The sequence below is a fragment of the Ginsengibacter hankyongi genome, from assembly GCF_008710285.1.
GTDB lineage: Bacteria > Bacteroidota > Bacteroidia > Chitinophagales > Chitinophagaceae > Ginsengibacter > Ginsengibacter hankyongi.
In genome coordinates, this window is record NZ_VYQF01000001.1 from 1,496,576 (window position 1) to 1,515,958 (window position 19,383).

At 35.7% G+C, this 19,383-nt stretch carries 21 protein-coding genes and 2 tRNA genes; 6 read left to right on the forward strand and 17 right to left on the reverse strand.

All coding sequences use genetic code 11. The annotated features are described in order from the left end of the window. Nucleotides 1-68: 68 nt before the first annotated feature. From FW778_RS06175 to porV, 4 genes are all read right to left on the reverse strand, one after another. Nucleotides 69-890 (reverse strand): DUF4292 domain-containing protein, encoded by an 822-nt coding sequence (locus tag FW778_RS06175; protein WP_150413726.1) that lies wholly within the window; start codon nucleotides 888-890, stop codon nucleotides 69-71. A gap of 22 nt (nucleotides 891-912) precedes the next feature. Then, the gene (gene dut / locus FW778_RS06180) at nucleotides 913-1,356 is read right to left on the reverse strand and encodes a dUTP diphosphatase (RefSeq protein ID WP_150413727.1); all 444 of its coding nucleotides are present in this window, start codon (nucleotides 1,354-1,356) and stop codon (nucleotides 913-915) included. Nucleotides 1,357-1,401: 45 nt separating this feature from the next. After that, complete coding sequence (gene ispF, locus FW778_RS06185) at nucleotides 1,402-1,887, reverse strand: 2-C-methyl-D-erythritol 2,4-cyclodiphosphate synthase (protein ID WP_150413728.1); 486 nt, start codon at nucleotides 1,885-1,887, stop codon at nucleotides 1,402-1,404. A 184-nt stretch (nucleotides 1,888-2,071) separates the two neighbouring features. Continuing rightward, entirely contained in the window at nucleotides 2,072-3,250 is a 1,179-nt protein-coding gene (gene porV / locus FW778_RS06190; protein ID WP_150413729.1) for a type IX secretion system outer membrane channel protein PorV, read from the reverse strand. 471 nt (nucleotides 3,251-3,721) lie between these two features. On the opposite strand from porV, the gene FW778_RS06195 reads away from it, so the two are divergent. The 4 genes from FW778_RS06195 (at nucleotide 3,722) to FW778_RS06210 (ending at nucleotide 7,739) form a co-directional block, all read left to right on the forward strand. Further along, nucleotides 3,722-5,272, forward strand: a complete 1,551-nt coding sequence (locus FW778_RS06195) for an SUMF1/EgtB/PvdO family nonheme iron enzyme (RefSeq protein WP_202552086.1) — start codon at nucleotides 3,722-3,724, stop codon at nucleotides 5,270-5,272. 89 nt (nucleotides 5,273-5,361) lie between these two features. After that, nucleotides 5,362-6,660 (forward strand): UDP-N-acetylmuramoyl-tripeptide--D-alanyl-D-alanine ligase, encoded by a 1,299-nt coding sequence (locus FW778_RS06200; RefSeq protein WP_150413730.1) that lies wholly within the window; start codon nucleotides 5,362-5,364, stop codon nucleotides 6,658-6,660. A 41-nt stretch (nucleotides 6,661-6,701) separates the two neighbouring features. After that, nucleotides 6,702-6,788, forward strand: a tRNA-Ser gene (locus tag FW778_RS06205). An 877-nt stretch (nucleotides 6,789-7,665) separates the two neighbouring features. Next, nucleotides 7,666-7,739, forward strand: a tRNA-Asp gene (locus FW778_RS06210). Nucleotides 7,740-7,846: 107 nt separating this feature from the next. On the opposite strand, the gene FW778_RS06215 is transcribed toward FW778_RS06210, so the two are convergent. The 4 genes from FW778_RS06215 to FW778_RS06230 all read right to left on the reverse strand — a co-directional run bounded on the left by FW778_RS06215 (nucleotide 7,847) and on the right by FW778_RS06230 (nucleotide 9,565). Further along, nucleotides 7,847-8,464: a DUF6046 domain-containing protein gene (locus FW778_RS06215; RefSeq protein WP_150413731.1), complete on the reverse strand. Its 618-nt coding sequence runs from the start codon at nucleotides 8,462-8,464 to the stop codon at nucleotides 7,847-7,849. Between the two features lie 5 nt (nucleotides 8,465-8,469). Beyond that, nucleotides 8,470-8,715 carry a hypothetical protein gene (locus FW778_RS06220; RefSeq protein WP_150413732.1) on the reverse strand — a complete coding sequence of 82 codons (246 nt, stop codon included), beginning with the start codon at nucleotides 8,713-8,715 and terminating at the stop codon, nucleotides 8,470-8,472. A gap of 100 nt (nucleotides 8,716-8,815) precedes the next feature. Further along, nucleotides 8,816-9,007, reverse strand: coding sequence for a hypothetical protein (locus FW778_RS06225; RefSeq protein WP_150413733.1), 192 nt, complete (start codon nucleotides 9,005-9,007; stop codon nucleotides 8,816-8,818). Nucleotides 9,008-9,019: 12 nt separating this feature from the next. Then, nucleotides 9,020-9,565: a hypothetical protein gene (locus tag FW778_RS06230; RefSeq protein WP_150413734.1), complete on the reverse strand. Its 546-nt coding sequence runs from the start codon at nucleotides 9,563-9,565 to the stop codon at nucleotides 9,020-9,022. A 585-nt stretch (nucleotides 9,566-10,150) separates the two neighbouring features. Between FW778_RS06230 and FW778_RS23030 the strand changes: the two genes are divergently transcribed. Then, a complete protein-coding gene (locus FW778_RS23030; RefSeq protein ID WP_202552087.1) occupies nucleotides 10,151-10,303 on the forward strand; it encodes a hypothetical protein in 153 nt (50 codons plus the stop codon). Next, nucleotides 10,303-10,866, forward strand: coding sequence for a DUF6169 family protein (locus FW778_RS06235; RefSeq protein WP_150413735.1), 564 nt, complete (start codon nucleotides 10,303-10,305; stop codon nucleotides 10,864-10,866). The genes FW778_RS23030 and FW778_RS06235 overlap by 1 nt, the downstream gene beginning before the upstream one ends. Nucleotides 10,867-10,967: 101 nt before the next feature. Here the strand turns inward: FW778_RS06235 and FW778_RS06240 are convergent, their stop codons facing one another. The 9 genes from FW778_RS06240 to FW778_RS06280 all read right to left on the reverse strand — a co-directional run bounded on the left by FW778_RS06240 (nucleotide 10,968) and on the right by FW778_RS06280 (nucleotide 19,061). After that, nucleotides 10,968-11,474, reverse strand: coding sequence for a hypothetical protein (locus tag FW778_RS06240; protein ID WP_150413736.1), 507 nt, complete (start codon nucleotides 11,472-11,474; stop codon nucleotides 10,968-10,970). Then, nucleotides 11,471-12,922 carry a PBSX family phage terminase large subunit gene (locus FW778_RS06245; RefSeq protein WP_150413737.1) on the reverse strand — a complete coding sequence of 484 codons (1,452 nt, stop codon included), beginning with the start codon at nucleotides 12,920-12,922 and terminating at the stop codon, nucleotides 11,471-11,473. Before FW778_RS06245 ends, FW778_RS06240 begins: the two co-directional genes overlap by 4 nt. Further along, nucleotides 12,919-13,194 carry a DUF5681 domain-containing protein gene (locus FW778_RS06250; protein WP_150413738.1) on the reverse strand — a complete coding sequence of 92 codons (276 nt, stop codon included), beginning with the start codon at nucleotides 13,192-13,194 and terminating at the stop codon, nucleotides 12,919-12,921. The genes FW778_RS06245 and FW778_RS06250 overlap by 4 nt, the downstream gene beginning before the upstream one ends. A 20-nt stretch (nucleotides 13,195-13,214) precedes the next feature. Next, nucleotides 13,215-13,685: a hypothetical protein gene (locus tag FW778_RS06255; protein ID WP_150413739.1), complete on the reverse strand. Its 471-nt coding sequence runs from the start codon at nucleotides 13,683-13,685 to the stop codon at nucleotides 13,215-13,217. A gap of 148 nt (nucleotides 13,686-13,833) precedes the next feature. Beyond that, the gene (locus FW778_RS06260) at nucleotides 13,834-16,164 is read right to left on the reverse strand and encodes a VapE domain-containing protein (protein ID WP_150413740.1); all 2,331 of its coding nucleotides are present in this window, start codon (nucleotides 16,162-16,164) and stop codon (nucleotides 13,834-13,836) included. Between the two features lie 165 nt (nucleotides 16,165-16,329). Further along, nucleotides 16,330-16,623: an excisionase family DNA-binding protein gene (locus FW778_RS06265; RefSeq protein WP_150413741.1), complete on the reverse strand. Its 294-nt coding sequence runs from the start codon at nucleotides 16,621-16,623 to the stop codon at nucleotides 16,330-16,332. Beyond that, nucleotides 16,616-16,816, reverse strand: a complete 201-nt coding sequence (locus tag FW778_RS06270) for a helix-turn-helix domain-containing protein (RefSeq protein ID WP_150413742.1) — start codon at nucleotides 16,814-16,816, stop codon at nucleotides 16,616-16,618. Before FW778_RS06270 ends, FW778_RS06265 begins: the two co-directional genes overlap by 8 nt. 301 nt (nucleotides 16,817-17,117) lie before the next feature. Then, nucleotides 17,118-17,606 (reverse strand): hypothetical protein, encoded by a 489-nt coding sequence (locus FW778_RS06275; RefSeq protein WP_150413743.1) that lies wholly within the window; start codon nucleotides 17,604-17,606, stop codon nucleotides 17,118-17,120. Nucleotides 17,607-17,681: 75 nt separating this feature from the next. Then, a complete protein-coding gene (locus tag FW778_RS06280; RefSeq protein ID WP_150413744.1) occupies nucleotides 17,682-19,061 on the reverse strand; it encodes a tyrosine-type recombinase/integrase in 1,380 nt (459 codons plus the stop codon). Between the last annotated feature and the right edge of the window lie 322 nt (nucleotides 19,062-19,383).

The following is a 19,383-nucleotide window of genomic DNA, read 5'->3' on the forward strand; positions in this document are numbered from 1 at the left end:
TAAATGAGTAATTATTTATGCAGAAAGCTATGAATTTACTACAGGAGTCTATATTTTAAAAGTAACGTTTATTTTGTTTTATAATTTCTTGGAATGCTGAATGGGAATGATAATTCCTTGTTAAAGTCATATTGCTTAAAATTAAGATTTATATCAACTTTTGTTTTTTCAGCAACAGTTATTTCACGATAGGTTGCAAAATAAAATCCATTATTTTTTTCATATTCGCCATAACTGAGATCTGCGGTGCGGTTCTGCCCCACGTCAATGTCATCAAGCTTGCTTCGCTCAAGAAGATTATTATCTGCAGATATAGTTAACAGGTTTTTAAAAAACTCGCTTACGGTTCCCAATAACACATGATTTTCTGTTTGCCTGTATGAAACAATGCTGTCACTAACGTAAATAGGATTACCAATGATGAGGTCCTGGAGCGTAGCAAAAGTCAAAGGAATGTGCGCAATGTCTTCGATATAATTAAACGGATGATATTCTACCTGCTTATTCAATTTATTCAAAATAATTATAGTGTCCTTTGTTATAAGAATTCTAAATGCCTCAATACTAAGAAACGTTGCATTAATGGAAACCCATAAAACACTGTCTTTATATAATCTTACAAATGCATTGAAGTCTGGTTGCTTCCCTTTATAATCTTCATATTGAACTTTTATCTTGGCGGAAAATGTGGTAAAATTTATCCTGTTTTTTTCAAGTGATTTTAAAATATCAAAAGCATTTTTTAAAGAGTCTGTTTTTACTGGCGTGGGCGATATCACTAACTGTGTGTCTTTTTTACTAATTGCTGTCTGCAATTTTTTTGTTGACCTGCAACTGCTTATTAAATAAATTATAAGCACGCAGGAAACAATCGTAATCAAATATTTCATTATTCACTTTACTTTTTAAAAATTAAACCTTGCCAGTATGTCCGAAACCTCCTTCACCTCGTGAAGAAACTTCCAATTTTTCAACAGGTTGCAACAGTGCCCGCTCCACTTTCGATATAACGACCTGGGCTATACGCTCTCCGTGGTTGATAATTTGTTCCTGCGATGATAAATTTATCAGGATAACTTTTAGTTCACCGCGGTAATCGCTGTCAATGGTACCCGGTGAATTTAAACAGGTTATCCCTTGTTTATGTGCAAGGCCGCTTCGGGGGCGCATTTGAGCTTCATAACCATTTGGTATTTCTAAAAAAATTCCTGTAGGAATCATAGCTCGTTCCAAAGGTTGTAATATAACAGGATTTTGCAAATAAGCTCTTATATCCATACCTGCAGAACCTGCAGTTGAATATTCAGGTAAATCGTTTCCTGATGTGTTGATGATTTTTATTACCACTTCATGCATTGCGACAAAGATAATGATGCATGAGTTTAAAAAAATAAAGTTGTGTCAATTATTAATCGAAATAAGCAAAGTTGTTGCATATGCTGCAACTCCTTCTTCCCTGCCAACAAATCCCATTTTTTCGGATGTGGTTGCTTTTATAGAAACTGCATTTTCATTTAATGAAAGAATTGTTGAAATTACTTTTTGCATTTCGGGAATGTATTGTTTTATTTTAGGTTGTTCGAGGCAAACTGTTGAATCGATGTTTTCGATTTTATAACCAGCCTCGGCAATAAGCCTGTAAGTTTTTTGTAAAAGTATTTTACTGTCTATGTCTTTAAAATCCGCAGATGTATCGGGAAAATGAACACCAATATCCCCAAGGCAAGCTGCGCCAAGTAATGCATCGCAAATAGCATGAAGCAATACATCAGCATCGCTGTGCCCAAGAGCGCCTTTCACATGAGGAAGTTTTACGCCACCAATCCATAAATCTCTCCCAGCTACCAATTGGTGAAAATCAATTCCAAAACCTATTCTAAATGACATGTAATTTTTTTATGTATTCTACGCTTAATTTTTATTACGGCAAATATAATTTGAATCTTACTAAAAGTTTATTAACACCGCAATAGCATTATTAAGATTGAGACTTTTAAAAATTTCCCGACATGGCAATAATAAAAAAAGCCTCATAAATGAAGCTTTAAAATTTATTTTTTAAAAGATTAAATTATTCTTGCGTAGTTCCGACTGCAGTCTCTTTGTCAAGATTAAAAATAATACTAAAACGGAGTGTATTCGACAATGGATTGCGGTTGATTCCGTTACCTGAAGGAACGAGGTAAGAAAAGTTCAATCCAAACATATTATAATTTAACCCAGCCCCAAGAGTAAAATATTTGCGGTCGCCCTTTGTAGGATTTTCATAAAAATAACCTGCCCTGAAAGCAAACTGGCTATTATAGGAATACTCAGCTCCAACAGATATTTGAAATTCTTTTAATTCTTCCTTAAACCCGCCTGGTGCATCGCTGAATGAGCTAAACCAACTGCTTACAACACCTTTACTATGATAGGCCACAAGGCCCGCAGAATCGCCAACAAGTGGAGGAGTAGGAACCAATAGCTTATTCACATCTAATCCGAAAGTAACTTTATTACTTTCATCAAAAGCCTTTACGTAAGCAATTCCCAGCCCCATGTTGGCGGGAATAAAATCTTTTTCAGATGCATCATTCGTGTATGATATTTTTGAACCAAGGTTAGAAAGTGCTATACCCCAATTAAGGCCTGAGCCGTCACTGCTATTTACCGTTCCATCGTGGAACAATGAAACATCGCCTGCTACCGCACTTCCTGTTTTATAAGTGGAGCCACTTGCGGATTGTCCACTTGCCAAATTTGAATTAATATATCTGAGGGCAATTCCCAGTCCCAGGTTATCTGCAAGTTTAAGAGAATAACCTGCATCAAATGCAAACTCACGGGGCCGGTATGTTTGTAGGTTATTACCAAGGTTATCGGTAAACTGTATGTTTCCAAGACTAAAATACCGGAGAGATGCTGAAATGGCCTGGCGATCATCTAGTTTGTAATACCCTGCGAGCGAGGCAAGATAAACATCGTTAAGATCTAGGCCTTTCAACCATGGAGTGTAAGTAACCGCAATTGCAGATTTGCTGGCAGCAAAAGGATATTTAGCCTGATTCCAAAAAGATGAATTCGCATCCGGTATAGTGGCAACTCCTACATCTCCCATACCACCGGCACGGGCGTCTGGAGAAATTCTTAAAAATGGAACTGCTGTCGTAACAACATTAATTGAATTTGCTGTGCTTTGTGCGTTAACGACAAATACACTCCCAACCAGCATCACTAATGCCGTTAATGTCAAAGTTGCTTGTTTCATGTGTAAATTTTGCTTGGTTAGGTAGAGCTGGACCTTATAGAAATTTCTTTTGGGTTTTGTAAAAATAAATTTTTTATAGAAATAGCCAATTAAAATATAAACCACTTATAATTCAACAGGTTTTATTTCGCAAAACCAGTTTGAATAAATTTCTGAAAAATATTTATAAATTTTTTATTGTTACCTGAACGGATTTTATCGTACATTTATTGCTCAATCAAATCGCCATCTGTTAATTAAATCAATAAAAGGATTTTAAATTTCTACAAAAAACATTTTTGGGTAAATACATTTAAAGATGGCGCTATCCTTTATTTGTGAATGGTTTGCAAAAAATTCTTTAAGCCTTTTATATTTATTTTCTGCTAAAATCGAAATCAGATAAAGTATCTATATTCGCATCTACAAATTGATACCCTAATACAATAATAAAGAAAACCTTTCGTTAAATAATCTTCTAAACGAATGCACATGCAAAAATCAATATCTGCCGGAAATTTATGCCTTATTATCCTGGCCTCTTCTTTCACATTTATGTCTTGTCATAAAAAGAAAGATAAATCCTCTGTAACCGGATGGAATTATGATGATAAGAACTATGGTAATTTCCATGTACTTAAAGCCAAAGAACAGAAAACCGGTCCAGGCCTGGTTTTCATACAAGGCGGAACATTTGTAATGGGCGCCAAAGAAGAAGATGTTATGGGCGATTGGAATAATATACCACGGCGTGTAAGTGTGAATTCATTTTATATTGATGAAACAGAGGTTGCCAATGTACATTATCGCGAATATCTTTATTGGCTGGCTAACACATTTGATAATGACACTGCCGTAATGAGAATGGCGTTACCGGATACTTTGGTTTGGAGAAGTGAACTTGCGTATAACGAACCTTATGTGGAATATTATTTTCGCTATCCTGCGTATAATTATTATCCGGTAGTAGGTGTAACATGGGAACAAGCGCACGATTTCTGTATCTGGAGAAGTGATCGTGTAAATGAAAAAATATTAATTGATAAAGGTTATTTAAATAAGCGAGCACCATTAGCGGAAATGAAAGGTGGCCAGGGCGATCAGACGTTTAATACAGATACGTATCTTATGAACCCCGACATGATAAACAATAAAACGGCTCCCAAAAAAGGTGGGCTTAAAGATGTGAGTGGAAGGCCAAGAAAAGTAATCACATTTGAAGATGGTCTTTTATTACCGGGATATCGTTTACCAACAGAAGCCGAATGGGAATATGCAGCGTATGGAATTGTTGCTCAAAATCCGAGCCCCCGCACCAAAGAAAAAAATCATGGTGAAGAATTGCTTTCGAACCAACAGGTTTATTCCTGGAGCAAGAATGTAAACGGACTGCGTGATAACCGCCGGGGAAGCTGGCAGGGACAATTTTTAGCGAATTTCAAAAGAGGTAATGGTGACGTAATGGGCGTTGCCGGGGGCTTAAACGACCGTGCAGCGATACCTGGTCCTATCAAATCGTTTTATCCTAATGGTTTCGGATTATATAATATGAGCGGTAACGTGAGCGAATGGGTAGGAGATGTTTATCGTCCGCTAACATCACTTGATGAAGATGACGTAAATCCTTATCGCGGGAATAAATTCAGCAAATTTTATAAAGATGCCCAGGGGGATTATGAGAGAGATACTTTGGGACGTTTGAAGAAAGTAGTGGTAACAGATTCTGAAGCAGTTACCCGCCGCAACTACCAAAAAGGCGACGTTATAAACTATCTTGATGGTGACTCAATTTCGAGTGTGACTTACGGTTATGGTATAACTTCTTTAATTAGTGACAAATCCCGTGTTATAAAAGGGGGGAGCTGGAATGATATGCCATATTGGTTATCTCCCGGAGCAAGACGTTATATGGAACAGGACCAGGCAAGCAGTACAGTTGGATTCCGTTGTGCAATGACAAGACTAGGAAGTCCTGAAGGAAACGGATTTAAAGAAGGTAATATATTTGGAAAACGTAAGCAAAATAAAAAGCAAAGACGTTAAATAATTTTTTTATAAATCGAAACCTCTTATTGAAAAATGAGAGGTTTTTTATTTTTAATAATAAAAACAGCAGTCTTTAAATTTGAAACATGCAAATTGAAGAAATTTATAAAATATACCAGCGATATCCTTCTGTTCAAACAGATACAAGGAAATTAAAAACGAACGATTTATTCTTTGCTTTAAAAGGCCCCAATTTTAATGGAAATCTTTTTGCAGAACAAGCTCTTGAAAAAGGTGCGGCTTATGTATTTGCAGATGAAATAACTTCGTTTAACCATGAGCGTATTATTTATACAAATAATGCACTTGAAACGTTACAACAGCTGGCACAATTCCATCGCCAGCAATTCAATGCTATTCCGGGAAAAGAAAGCGGCGTTCCATTTATTGCTATTACCGGTAGTAATGGAAAAACAACAACTAAAGAGCTGGTACATGCAGTACTCTCAACAACGTACAAGACTTATACAACAGAAGGAAACTTGAATAACCATATTGGCGTTCCTCTCACGATTTTAAAGGTTAAGCCCGATGCGGAAATGGCTGTAATTGAAATGGGCGCCAATCATTTAAATGAAATAGCAGGCTATTGCGAATACGCAATGCCTACACATGGTTTAATAACTAATATCGGGAAAGCACATTTAGAAGGATTTGGGGGCGTAGAAAATGTGAAAAAAGGCAAGGGAGAACTTTTCGCCTATCTCCGCAATACTAACGGAACAGCATTTGTAAATTCAGATGACGACGCTATTGCTGCGCTATGTAAAAACTTAAATAATAAAATATTTTATGGCGCTTCAGGAAAGAACCTGCAAGGTAAAATCATCAAAACAGATCCTTTTCCAGAAATACAAATTTTAGGTCCTGACTCCTTCAATATAAAAACAAGACTTACAGGAGCATATAATTTTTCAAATGTACTAGCTGCTGTTTGTATTGGCAGATATTTTAAAGTAGATGATAAAAATATAAAAGATGCTATTGAAAGTTATACACCTTCCAACAGCCGTTCTCAATTAATACAACAAAAAAGTAATACCATTATTTTAGATGCGTACAATGCAAATCCGGGCAGCATGAAGGCAGCCATCGAAAACTTCGCATCTATGAAAGGAGATAAAAAAATTCTGCTGCTTGGTGCTATGATGGAACTGGGCGCAGACAGCGAAAAAGAGCATGCAGCATTAATTTCACTTATTGATAAATATAAATGGGAAGATGTAGTTCTTGTAGGAAAAAATTTTAATAACCTCAATCATAAATATATTAAATACGATAATGCCTTAGAAGTTAAAGGTTGGCTGCATAATCAACATCTTGAAAATGCCCAAATACTCATTAAAGGTTCACGCAGTATGCAAATGGAAAAAGTGTTGGAATGATGATGTACATTTGCACTCCTTTTTTAAGAATTTATAATAATGGAGACTTGTCCGAGTGGTTGAAGGAGCACGCCTGGAAAGTGTGTATACGGGAAACTGTATCAAGGGTTCGAATCCCTTAGTCTCCGCCTACTAAATTCAAAAACCCTTATTCAGTAAGGGTTTTATTATTTATAAGCAATAGGGGTAGCAAAAAAGGTAGCAAAAAAGCAAAAATATTGCGTTGATTGAGCTATTGCACGTCAAATAGTATAAGTCCGTACTCATTAACTTCTCAAAGCCGCATAAATATGCACTTTTTCTTTTCGAAAAAATTTTATTTAAAATGTGCAAAAAAATTTTAAACTCAATGTGCATATAGCTTACATAATTATACACACTTCTTTTCCACAGACTGTTCAAAAGATTGACTGTGTTTTGTGAGTGTGAAAAAATAATTTTACAAAATAGCAAAACTCACCGGCCAGGGTGAGTTTTACAAGAAGGTTTCTAGAATTAGAGTTCTTTGAAAGAGTGATTGTTTAAACTAACAGAGCAAAAATAGCTCAGTCTCTCACATTACGCAAAACTTTTGTTTTGCACACGATGCAAATTTTGTTAATAACGCATGAAAGCCTTATCAGTTTAGGCCGTTTGTTGATAATTTTTGTAGCCAGATTTTACCTTTAGTTTACCTGTCAGGTGAAAATAATACACACAGTACAATGTAAAAATTATGTTTCAGGCCTGTTTTATAAAGGCTTAATAAACCTGTCCCCGATAGCGTAAAAACCGGAAAGTACCTTTGGTTAGCCGTATTGAGGGAAGAGGTTATTACTATTATATAAAATATTAAGACTTAACAATTCTTTAAATAGGTTGTTGTACTTTAATTTTGAATTTGTTCACTAACACATGTGAGCAAATACTATAAAATTTAGCCAAATGAAGAAAACTATTTAACTATTTTTGATATAATAAAAAAAGCCGTAGATGCGGTAACATCCACGGCCAAAGTTTTAAGTTAGTCCCGTAGCTCAATTGAATAGAGCCGACATCTGTCTAATGTTTTAATGTGGGTTTGAATCCCACCGGGACTACTTTATACTTACAAATGTAAACACAATACCGATACCAAGAAATATTTTAAAAAAAAAAATTGCATAAATTTTTTGTACAATTTTTTTGGCTCAAAACGTTGGAAAGTTCACAAAACCTGCAACAACACATCATGATCACTTAATGCATTTATAGTAAACGGCTGGGAAGAATAGCCGCCCGCTTCCTGTTCGAAAGTGATATCCTTTATAACAATATTATTAATGTCCAGGTTATTCAAATAAGCGCAAATGACAGGAATGGGCACGTTTGCAATCAGTTGATTTTTTAACGCGATTATTTCGTCGGCTGGATGGTGCCCGTTGCCGCCAACGATAAGGCCATTAATTTTTATTTGCCAATCATCAAGTCCAACAAATTCTTTTATCGTACCATTACGGCCGGGGATAGATGTTCTAACTATATTCTTTGTCATAGAACAACTGAAAAGAATATTTATGAGGGTTAGCGGCTTTGTGGTTCTTTGCCTACCTGTATTTTGATCCGTATAAAGAACAGATCCAAAAGTGATATCCTGCATAACAGGCGTACCCAGGGGAGACATATAAAGCGGCTTATCCGGTGTGAATGCCTGTATCTTACCTTGAAACTGGTTTTGCTCTGGTGGCATAGTTGGCATGCCTGCAATATTGAAGGCTCTTACAATTTCAGCAATAGGGGCACTCTTTATAAAAATTGGTTGCGGTATGTTGTTTAGGTCTGGCATGTACATTATTTAAGTAAATCGTTTATATCAATGCTTTCCCCATGATCTTCATACAGGTTCTTTACTATTTCATCTTTTGCTACGTTCGTTACATAAAGAACAGATTCGGCAAACCGTTTTTTCTCTTCATCTGTTTTACAAAGTGTATTACTAATGGTTTGCTGTAATGCAATTTGGTTTGCATAAATATCGATGAGAAGATCGGTTATTAACCGGCGATTAATTATTATATCGTATCCGTCGTTTTCCATGTATTCATTAAAAAATGGGGCCAGTTTTCGGCGGTGCTGGTAAGGCTTCAACCCCGAATTCCTCAGCGGCCCCTCGTTCTAGGCACTTAAAATAAAATCTTTATGCTGTTTGCATTTCTTTCTCTTCCTGAATTACTTTGTTAGAAGAGTATGTTTGCAAATATTTTACTATTGCTTCGCGTGCAAGCTCACTCTCTTTTTTCCCTTCATTCTCACAGATATTATCGAACATCTTTAAAAACCCAAGCGGCAAAGTTGCTCTGATTTGGCGGCGCTTATTTTTGTTACTCATAAAAACAGTTTTTTAACGATGTTCGGGTACAGGCAATTCAATGTTTTTATTCTTCAGTTGCAACATTGGATGAACGTCTAAGAAATTATTTATGTAATCCACGTCATCGGCGTAGCCAATAGCTTTCCATTTATTACGCATATACTCTTTGAACTTATTGTACAACCCCTGCTCATCAGCAGTGCTTATTTTGAACGAGGAAAGCACTTTATTTTCGTAAGCTGTATTCTGTTTATAATTCCGGGTAGCTCCCATCATCTTTACAGCCTTGTCGTTAAAGTCGGCTTCAGCTTTCGCTCGATTATTACCGTATCGATCTTTAAAAACACTTAACGCGTTAGCGTGGTCAGGGTGCGTGTGGTTAGTCACTTTCGACATAAAAGCATTCGTGTCATGTTTACCGATGATTAAAGCGTTCCTGTATTCACGGTCATTGACCCCGGGATCCTCACTTTCGCGGGCAGCAAGTATATCGTGAAAAGATTTGCCGTCGTTTTTTTCAATGATTTTTTTGTACTCATTGTTTTTATCTTCTATTGATTTAACTGAAGCGTTCATGTTGTAAATTTTTGTGTGATAACTCAATTAGCTTAATTGCTAATTACAGCACAAGGATAGAGCTATTTGAAGCGCAAGAAGGAATTATAAGTTACAAATTTTTGGAAAAAAAAGGGCCATGTAAAAACACGGCCCGTACGTTAAATGCCAAATGAATGGCAATATAAAAATAATTTAATTTAACACTAAATAGATTGATTAAACCACAGGGGACAAATTACTTCAATCCATTTTGCAAAACTAATTTTAGTCCCAACCGCAGTTAGTTGAAGCATCCTTTTTTAACGGTTATTGTTTGCATTAATCTAATAAAAGTGGAAAAATTTGTTGGATAGGTATTTTTGATTCATATTTACATGAAGAAAGGCAATAAGAAAACATCGTAGTAATTTTACTGAAATTTTTCGTAACTTTGACTAGTTTTTAAATTGCAATTCGATTGAACAGCTTCCTAATATCCTTGTCATAGCTTAGTTTTATCCATACTCCTGTGCTCACCGAGTTTACCACTACGTTACTACTATTGGAATTGACTTTTAAGAATATTAACTTTATTTTTAAAATCACTTGGTTTATATATAAAAAATGAAAAATAAAATAATTATATCACCTTCGAATAAAAAGGCAATTGAGCTAATTAAATCTCTCAAAGATAAGAAAGCTCAAATTCAGAAGCACTTTGCCCAAGCTGGAAAGCTTTCCTCGTTTAAGGTGGATTTCACCCACAGAGAGAAATAATGTTACCGGTCGTAAAAGACTTTTATTCCCATTCATTCGATACTGAAGAAGATATTACAGTTGCTTGGTTTCAAACAAAAACTGATACTGTTTACAGGGCGTATTTTTATCCATTAAAAGACTACTTAGATATTGTAAAGTCGGGCACAATCCTTTTTGAAAAAGGATTTTTTTTTGGTTTTACAAAAGTAGGTGACAATGAAGATAAGAAAGAGGCCATGGACTCCAAAATAAAGAACACAATTATCAATATAGTTACTGAGTTTTTTTCTGATGTGAATGACTGTGTATTGATTTTCCATTGCGACAATGGTGATAATAAGAAAAAACTCCGAAACAAAAGGTTTGACGAATGGTTTGCAAACTCGAGTATCGAAAATTCTTATTTAAAATATGATGAAACGGTAATAAGTTTTGAAATTGGCCCTAATGGGCAAGTTATTGAAGATACTGAATACCTCAGCTTAATTATCCATTCAGGCAATCCCGTAATAGAGCAAGCCGTCCAGGAATTTCAAAAAATAAAGGATCAACTCATATTAAACAAGTCTAATGGAGATTAAAATTGCTACCAAATTTGCTACCTTATTAAATATAGCCTGCATCAATGCCTATACTCATTGATTTTTAAAAAAATATTTTTGGAGCAACAGCGATTTGAACCTTACTTTTTAAGTGTCGCATAGTAAGAAGAATACATGCTGATTTTTAAAAACCCTTTCTTTATCAGGATGTCTATTTCCGTTTCAGATTCGTGAATTAATTCCTTTGCAGCTAGCCAGGCTGGATGTTCATTTCTGATCTGAAACATTCTATCATAAACAAGACAGCCGTTTACAATATCCCTTAAATGAGTCCCCCAATTTTTTATTAAGTGCTTTTTTAAACATTCGTTGGCATCGCCCTTTTCAACAACGAAACTATTTTCAAAATCATACCAGTCTGAAAGGTTATTGATATCAGCTTCAAGCGAAGCGTCAAGTCTTAGCAGGTAAGCATCTTTCAAAGTTTCAGGACCATCTTTATAATTAAGGTTCGCCGCTTTTCTTTTTGCAGCGGCTACCAATACGAACAAGGCCCAATCAGTATCAATACTTGCAAGATATTCATTAGCCATTAATTTTATTTTTTCCATTAGCATTGAATGGATATACCCATTAAATTTTTTCATTTGTATGCACTATTATGGTTAGAAATATTTTTTCCGTAAGTAATTAACATTGGCCGTCCACCTCTTCGGTATTTATCAAATTCTCCCGGGAAGATGGAAGTAACTGCATAATCTAAAAGGTCTGTAAAATGATGGTGTTTCTCGAACGTTGCGCCCGTGTCAGCGTCTTTAACTTTCTGTTTTAACTTAGTCCCGTCGCTTGCTTCTAAACCATACAAAAGATCATTAATCATTTTGCTACACCTGTTGCCTATTATTATTTCAATCCCCTCATATCCAGTTTCGAAAATTGTGTTTATAAAATTCCCCCTCATTACAACCGGCGGCGCTAACTTACCGTAACGCATAGACGGAAGAAACTGCTTTAACTCCTGTTGAATGATTGTATAATCATTAAAACCCTTTTCGCTTCGTGTATCTTCGTGCACACCTGCTGGGTCTCCAGTGATCAACATTCCAGCTGAATGATTTTGATACTTTCTTATGACTTCCCGGCAAACATTTGAAGTCGTATTGTTTGGGCTTGGCAGTTGAATTTCGTCTATCATTTTCATTTTCCTGCTCTCTATCTGGAAGATACCACAAGACACGCCGGGAAGCACATTAAAATCAAATGACAGCCATAAAGGCAATGATGGATTATACTTTGTTTCACTTACGTTTTTCCCAATAGAAAAAAGTTTATAAAATTGGCCGCCTGTGATCTTATTACCCCAACGCCCCAGGCAATAAATGGTGTAATAGTATGGATTTGTTTTTTTAAGTTCCTGAAGAAAAGCAATAAATTCATCAGGTATATAACGGTTATCCTTATGCGTACTATGATGCGAAGTATATCGCATTTCAATAGTTTTGTTCTGGTCTATTTCTACCCGCGTTATATCGGTAAAACTTGTTTCTAGTTTATCTTCAAAAAACTTCTTCCAAAACCAATTTTGCGTGTAGTCCCCTTCCACTTCAGGATTGATTGAAAATATTTCTTGCAAGTAATTTGCTTTACTTGTTCTAATCGAAGTCGTGATCGTTATAAAATCCTTTTCTGAAATAATATCTTCTTCATACCATGCCCCGGTGGGATCCTTAATTGATTTGAGCCGTGTGGTATCATCACAGCCCCTGGCAAGGAATTTATTTCCATTAATGCAAACGATCTCGAGCGGACTTACTTTGAACTGAAACAAAGGATCTAGCCCTAGATCAAAAACAATATCTTTTAATGTCTGAAACTGGCTGTCCTTAATCGATATGTACTCATTGCGAACCAGTATGTATCTAAAATACTTTTCAGTAAGGCATCTATAGATTAATTTCTTTGCTGCAAAATCGGATTTAGACGAACCACGGCCGCCCCACAAAATTAAATACCTGTCTGTATTATCAACTAGAGGAACAAACCTTTCATTAATTAATTCATTCCATTCAGGCCATAAGATTTCATAGTCCCTCATGTCGACTGCTTAACCTTTACTTCAATTCTCACAGGCCCATCCAGCCCGGTTAATTCTGTACGTTGCAATTTTGGCTTTACGTATTCAAATAAGGTCATGTAAGCCGTAATAAATTCTTTGCCTTCCAATTTATTCAGTTCTGCTTTAAACTTTTTCATGCCGCCTTCAACAATTGTTTGCGCGAATGTTTCAAGTATTAGTGTCTTTTTACTTTTTAATCCTGGCGGCTTGCCTGTAATGTTTCCGCTTTCTCCCTTTTTAAATTGTGCCATAATTTTCCTGATTTTGCCTGCTATTTGCAGGTAATTGAAGTTATTTTGTTAGAGCCAATCTGAGGAATGGATAAGTTATGAAAACTGTATCCCTTTGCTTCATAAGGTGTGATGTACCTTTCAATAAAGAAGTCAATTTCCTTGGCTATTTTTACCTCACCTTTTTTGTAATGCCTGGTTAAATCATATACCTTCTTTTGCCGTAATAATGAATTGAGATTACCATCAAAAAAAATAGTCATCTCTTGCCCCGCAACTTTAGCCGGAAATCCCTGCTTTAAATTGAGAAACCAGTTTTCCGGACTCCCTTTAAAGATTAACGGCATATAAAGATTTCCGCGGTATTTAAACGATGCGTCTTTGGCTTCCAATATTAATTTCTGTACAGCTGGCAAACTGTCAATACAAAAAACATCCATTGATAATATTTTATCAGTTTCGAAAAACGTTTTCGCGTCTGTGATTAACGATAATTCTGAAATTTTTATCATTGTATTTGGGTTATTAAAGTCAGAGTATTAGCGGTATTAACGTTTGTATAGTAGCATTAGGATTATATAATTATTCTTATAGGCTATTATTAATTTTTTAATTCTATACTCTCCTATACAAACGTTAATACTGCTAATACCGGCCCCTTTAAAATGGTAAATCATCCGCACCAGAAATACATTCAAACTCAGGCCTATTAATAATCACACGCTTTTCAACAACAAAATACCATGATGCAAAAACCCCTTCGATTTTTCTTTGCTTCCCTTCAATATCAATAGCTCTTAACGCTGCCGAAAGTTTATTAGGGTTTATTTTCTCTTTTGAGAAAAGTTCAATCCTGTTTCTAATATCAGTGGCAGTCCTATAAACTCCGTTAGTATCATACTCATTTAAGGGCTTTTTGTAAAGTTGGATAACCATTTCAAACTCTGTCTGAATCTGAGTAAACTTAGCAGTGCAACTATTTAAAAGTTTCATATCACTTCCCAGTACGTTATACTGGAATCCGTCATGGTATAAGTGATATGCTTCCATAATATAGTCAACGGGGTTTATTCTATCTTTTCGTTCGAAGTCGATACTCAAAACCTCAATTGGAATGAACCTTCTATTGCCTGTGTGATCTCCTAATATTTGCAGGTCATTAGTTGTGCCCCCAAAAGTTGCTATACGCTTACGGCTTTCCTCAGCCTTAGCATAAGCGGCCCTCACATTAGTTCCCCCGGTAGAAAGCAATGCTTTTATAGCTCCTTGGTCACGTTTCGATTTACCGGACATCTCATCATCATAAATAAGCCAATAACGGGAAATCGCGATATCCATGTCCCGCTTAAATGTGTCACTTGTTAGGGAAGAAAGATTTTTAATTGTGCAATATTTGCTTAATTCCTTTGGGAGAAAATTTTCAAAGAAAAAAGTTTTGCCAGTGCCCTGATCCATCCCGCAAAGAATAAGCATTAGAGGGGAAACATTTTCGTATAAGCATGCAACCATACCAACCATCCATTTTTTTCCAAAATAACGTGCGTACTCTTCCCCTACAGCATCTTCACAAATCCCGTCGCCTGTATTGGTCTTAATGCATGCGAATAATTCATCAATGGCTCCAGTAGGCCTGTAATCGACATTCTTTTTAAAAAATTCAAAAATGGGATGGTATTTATGAATGAAATTTGAATCGAGTATTTTGCCGATAGTGGTATAATCAGTTTTAGGAAATTTTTCCTTTATAGCAAGTTCAATACTGTGTATCTCATAATTAGTAAGCTCTTTATTGTCATTTTCTAACCGGTTAGTAATTTCGTTTATTCTCAGTGTGTAATTTGCTTTCAAAAATTCTCTTATGCATTCCATGTCTGAGGTATCCTCATTAACATAGTCTTTCTCCATTACCTGGGTAACAATATCAATAGTCTGTTCCGGTGAAAAGCCAACAAACTTTTCAAGATTATTTATTATAGTTTGGGACGAACATCCAGCCTGCTTTTGAGTGTAAGCAGCTTTTTTTATCATTGCAGTTTCCGGGGATTCAGTTGTGATCCCGGCTGCCTTGCAAATATTAAAGAAGAAGTTTATTGTAATTGCATGGTTTTTAATGTCCCGTTTCCTGTCATAGTATAAGCAAGCGTCATACTGCTTATCACACATCGCCTTATCATAATCACCAAATGCACTTATTCTATGGAAATAATCCCTCCCATCCTCTTTAAATTGATTAGCAATAGCAAATCCAACGTTTAGCCATATTCCGTATGAAGGCACAAGATCGATACCCCTTTCCTCAATTTCTTTTAGTATAACGTTTTCAAAATCACTCTTGACACCAATTGCAGGCCGTGAATTTTCTTTACGGGCTGCCGCTGTTTCGCGCTTTGGATAAAGTTTAAATACTTTGCTTTTTTCATTCAATATTAGAGACGGATCGTAAGAAACGAACCGGGCGCGTGAAATTTCCTTGCAGCGCTCATCAACTGTTAATTTGTATTTCTCATATAAATAGATACGAAGTCCCTCGAAAGCTTCCCGATGTTTATCCGGAACGATTTTAAATATTATACAAAGGCCCGTATTCGAAATTGACACAAAGCATGCATAAACATAAGGGTCATTCCTTAGTTGCTTTTTTATCGCCTGAATATTGGGAACGTCATCCGCATCCATCCCGATAAAACCAGAGTGTTCAGTAATGCCAGCATTTGTGCGACTATTGCCACATCCTGAAATACAAACGATGGGAACACCAGTTTTTTTTGCGTCTGTCCGTGCATCTTTATCTTTAATTGACCTAACCTTAAAAACATACTCTTGGTAAGTATCTCCTTGAACATTATCAAGAAAAATACCTATTGGTATGGTTACACAGCTTTTCGAATCTAAGACGTCTTTACCAAAATATAATTTTGCATCGGCTGTACCTGCGTCATGTTGAACCGCACAGGCATTTTTATTAGCGGTTTCTTGTATCTTTGGTTCCATTTCGGTTATACATTTTTAAGCCTGTCAGCTCGTAACTACAGGCTTTTATATTGGATTTGTTCTCAATTGCTACCTTTTTTGCTACACGGATTATTCATTATGTAAAAATTAGTTGGTAATCATTTTGTTAAGGTTTCATTTCATAGAGACAATTGGATTTGAACTTCACTTTTTTTTATTTTTATACTTCGTGTCTTCGAGCGCCTTCATTACCTCCGGGATATTAAACCTAACGTGTGTGCCTACCAGAAAAAAAGGAATCTTCCCTTTCTTTCTCAAGCTAAGTGCTGTTGGTTCTGTGACTCCTAAAAACTTACAAAGCTCCGCCTGGGTGACTGGCTTATCAATGCTAGTATCATTTGAATGAGTTGAGTTAGTGACAATTTCTTCACGGACTGCCTGTTTAACCAGGGCTAGCAAATCTTGTACAGGTATCTGTGAAAGAATAATGTTATCCATTGTTTGTATTTCTTTCGTTATGTGAATCGGTGCCAGTTGATATAGCGGAATTAACTTCGCTTTCTTTATAGCGAATCACACGACCGATTTTATGAGAATTCAATATTCCTTTATCGGTCCAATTCTTTACAGTTTTGGGCACAACCTGTAGTTTGTTTGCTACCTGTTTTCGAGTTAAATAATTGTCAGACATAGTGATAAAATTTTACTTTTTACCTGATAGGAAATGAGCGAACCAGAATGTAATCAAGTGCTAAATAATAGAATCTTAGTGGTAAAAAAGACACTTTAGAGGGAGCGAAAAACCTCAAAAACGATATATCGTTCGGTATCATTCGGCATCATTCGTTAGGTTCGTTAATATTTTGTTAAAATAGAAAAGGAACGAAAAAAATACTTGCTGTGGAGTTGTTTAGGCAAACTAACGACAAAGCATAATCGAAATAAAAAAGCCCCGGTTAAGGGGCTTTTTGTGTTTATGCTGCTTTTTTTGTTTATGCTGCTTTTTTTGTTTCCTTTTCCAGTTCATCTTTATGAAACTCGTAATCTTCAAGCATTTCACAGATAGACAAGAGAGGTAAATATATACTCATAAATTCCTCTATCTGCCAAGCGCCAAAAAAAAGGCCTTTGAAGCTTTTTAGAAAGTTTTCGCCTAATTGAAATAAAGACCTATTAGCAAATTCGTAATACTCAAAGGAGGTAGGTAATTCTTTCTTTAGAAACTTAATTCTGTCTTGGGGGGTTTTTGCCTCAATCAATGCTGGTAAAATTTCATGTCCTAACCCCCACATCAGATCATCGCGGGTATCCAAATTGTCCTTTGCGATTACTACCCATTTTGCAAATTTGCTGGCGGTAATTTTCTTTTCAAATAATAAAGCCATTTTGTTTGCAATCTTGTCCATTTCTTTTTGATGTTCATTAATTGGCATATCAAATGCCTGTTTTTTTACATTTGCTTTTTTTACTTTTGTGTTCATGATAATTGATTTTTATTGATTATTAATACAAGGGGTACGGTCCGCAACTGTTGCCCCTTGTTGGTTACTGATTTATCACACAGCCTTTAATTTAGGCTTACGAATCTCTCCCCAGGCATTGCGCATTACAATTTTTGAACGCTGCTCTGTAATCTTTACATACCGTGAGAAGCTGGCATAATCTTTATGACCACTTATCTTCATTACTTCTTCTGCGCTCATCCCCTTTTCAAGTGATAAAGTACAAAAGGTTTTTCTCCCGGTGTGAACACTGATTAATTCATATTTAGGATATGAATTTTCTTCCCGTTTAGCCCCACGAAAACGAACAATTTGAACAGGCTCATTTATTTCTGCAAGTTTGCAAAGATCCTTTAAGTAATCATTCATTTTTTGATTTGAAATAACAGGCAAGGGGCGAAGCATTTTCGAATACTTCTCCAGTATAGAATGAGAGAAAGGATTTAACGGTATGCTGGATTGCTGTTTTGTTTTGGTTACAATCAACCTGATTTCATCCTTTTTAATATGCTCTCTTTTTAATTGCGCAAGGTCTGAATAACGAAGTCCAGTTGCACATGAAAAACAAAAAACGTCCCTTACCTGGTCAAGCTTTTTATTTTTAGAAAGATCAAAATTGTATAAGGTTTCAAACTCTTCGTTAGTCAATGCAATAACTTCTAAACTCTCTTTTTTTATTTTAAAATCCTTATACGAGTCTGAAACTGTAATCCCATGCATGCGGGCATAATTCAGGAATGTTTTTAATGTAGAAAGCTGCTTTGCGATTGTTACATTCCCAAGACCGTTTGGCGCTCTCTTGCTCTTGCTTTTTATAAGGTAGTTTTGAAAATCCATAAAAAAAGAAAGATCGATTTCATCAAAAGCAACCCTTCTTTTTTTTTCGATTTGATAATTCTGCAAATGATTTTTTAAAGATTTATAAACAGACATGCTGCCCGCTTCACGGCTTAACTTGTTGTCCTCAATATACTTTTCTATAAAATCAAATACCTGGTTAGTGGGGGCCTTCTTTTTGGTTGTTGGAAGCCTACTATCTTTTAATTCTTCAATGACCATTTCGGCGGAATAAATAACTCTGTTCAACTTAAACCGCTTTTCAATATCAGCCACATCCCTACAAAAGGACGCAAGCTCTGAATTTATATCTTTAATATCATTCGAAGACGGTAATAAATCAAAATTAAAGTTGGAAATATTTCCCTCCTTTGTTGCCTTTTTTATGTAGCTCCTCTCCCTGGATATTGCCTGTTGTGAATCATTATCCCAATTAACAGGATGTAGCTTTTTGCCTGTTGTAAAATATTTCCTCTTATGTTCGTATTTCTCGTTTACGGGATTGCGGACGCCCCCAAGTTGATAAACCATTTGAATTGGTGAAAAGCCTTCTTTATCTGGCTTATCTGTACGAAGTACAAAACGGATAGTACCCATATACTTTGACATTTAACGTTCATCAAATGTATAACCTATTGTTGAAGGTAGCAAATTTGGTAGCAATTATTTTTTAATGCAGGTTTGGTTAATTTTGGTTGTATTTGTATAAATGTCCGTGTTTACTGTGTTACACTAAGGTTCAAAGAAACCAGAACAAACAAAAAACAAATAGGTTCGAATCCCTTAGTCTCCGCTGAAATTAATTATTTACAGTAAAGTGAATTTATGAAATCCAGTAAAATCAAGGGTTTCAAACTTTTACACTTCTTTATTTTACTAATATTTACTCCATTTAATCACTATTTAAGTGGAGTAATTC

Coding starts and splice junctions, on each gene's coding strand:
- FW778_RS06175 (WP_150413726.1), bottom strand. CDS start 890: ATGAAATATTTGATTACGATTGTTTCCTGCGTGCTTATAATTTATTTA.
- dut (WP_150413727.1), bottom strand. CDS start 1,356: ATGCATGAAGTGGTAATAAAAATCATCAACACATCAGGAAACGATTTA.
- ispF (WP_150413728.1), bottom strand. CDS start 1,887: ATGTCATTTAGAATAGGTTTTGGAATTGATTTTCACCAATTGGTAGCT.
- porV (WP_150413729.1), bottom strand. CDS start 3,250: ATGAAACAAGCAACTTTGACATTAACGGCATTAGTGATGCTGGTTGGG.
- FW778_RS06195 (WP_202552086.1), top strand. CDS start 3,722: ATGCAAAAATCAATATCTGCCGGAAATTTATGCCTTATTATCCTGGCC.
- FW778_RS06200 (WP_150413730.1), top strand. CDS start 5,362: ATGCAAATTGAAGAAATTTATAAAATATACCAGCGATATCCTTCTGTT.
- FW778_RS06215 (WP_150413731.1), bottom strand. CDS start 8,464: ATGCCAGACCTAAACAACATACCGCAACCAATTTTTATAAAGAGTGCC.
- FW778_RS06220 (WP_150413732.1), bottom strand. CDS start 8,715: ATGGAAAACGACGGATACGATATAATAATTAATCGCCGGTTAATAACC.
- FW778_RS06225 (WP_150413733.1), bottom strand. CDS start 9,007: ATGAGTAACAAAAATAAGCGCCGCCAAATCAGAGCAACTTTGCCGCTT.
- FW778_RS06230 (WP_150413734.1), bottom strand. CDS start 9,565: ATGAACGCTTCAGTTAAATCAATAGAAGATAAAAACAATGAGTACAAA.
- FW778_RS23030 (WP_202552087.1), top strand. CDS start 10,151: ATGAAAAATAAAATAATTATATCACCTTCGAATAAAAAGGCAATTGAG.
- FW778_RS06235 (WP_150413735.1), top strand. CDS start 10,303: ATGTTACCGGTCGTAAAAGACTTTTATTCCCATTCATTCGATACTGAA.
- FW778_RS06240 (WP_150413736.1), bottom strand. CDS start 11,474: ATGAAAAAATTTAATGGGTATATCCATTCAATGCTAATGGAAAAAATA.
- FW778_RS06245 (WP_150413737.1), bottom strand. CDS start 12,922: ATGAGGGACTATGAAATCTTATGGCCTGAATGGAATGAATTAATTAAT.
- FW778_RS06250 (WP_150413738.1), bottom strand. CDS start 13,194: ATGGCACAATTTAAAAAGGGAGAAAGCGGAAACATTACAGGCAAGCCG.
- FW778_RS06255 (WP_150413739.1), bottom strand. CDS start 13,685: ATGATAAAAATTTCAGAATTATCGTTAATCACAGACGCGAAAACGTTT.
- FW778_RS06260 (WP_150413740.1), bottom strand. CDS start 16,164: ATGGAACCAAAGATACAAGAAACCGCTAATAAAAATGCCTGTGCGGTT.
- FW778_RS06265 (WP_150413741.1), bottom strand. CDS start 16,623: ATGGATAACATTATTCTTTCACAGATACCTGTACAAGATTTGCTAGCC.
- FW778_RS06270 (WP_150413742.1), bottom strand. CDS start 16,816: ATGTCTGACAATTATTTAACTCGAAAACAGGTAGCAAACAAACTACAG.
- FW778_RS06275 (WP_150413743.1), bottom strand. CDS start 17,606: ATGAACACAAAAGTAAAAAAAGCAAATGTAAAAAAACAGGCATTTGAT.
- FW778_RS06280 (WP_150413744.1), bottom strand. CDS start 19,061: ATGGGTACTATCCGTTTTGTACTTCGTACAGATAAGCCAGATAAAGAA.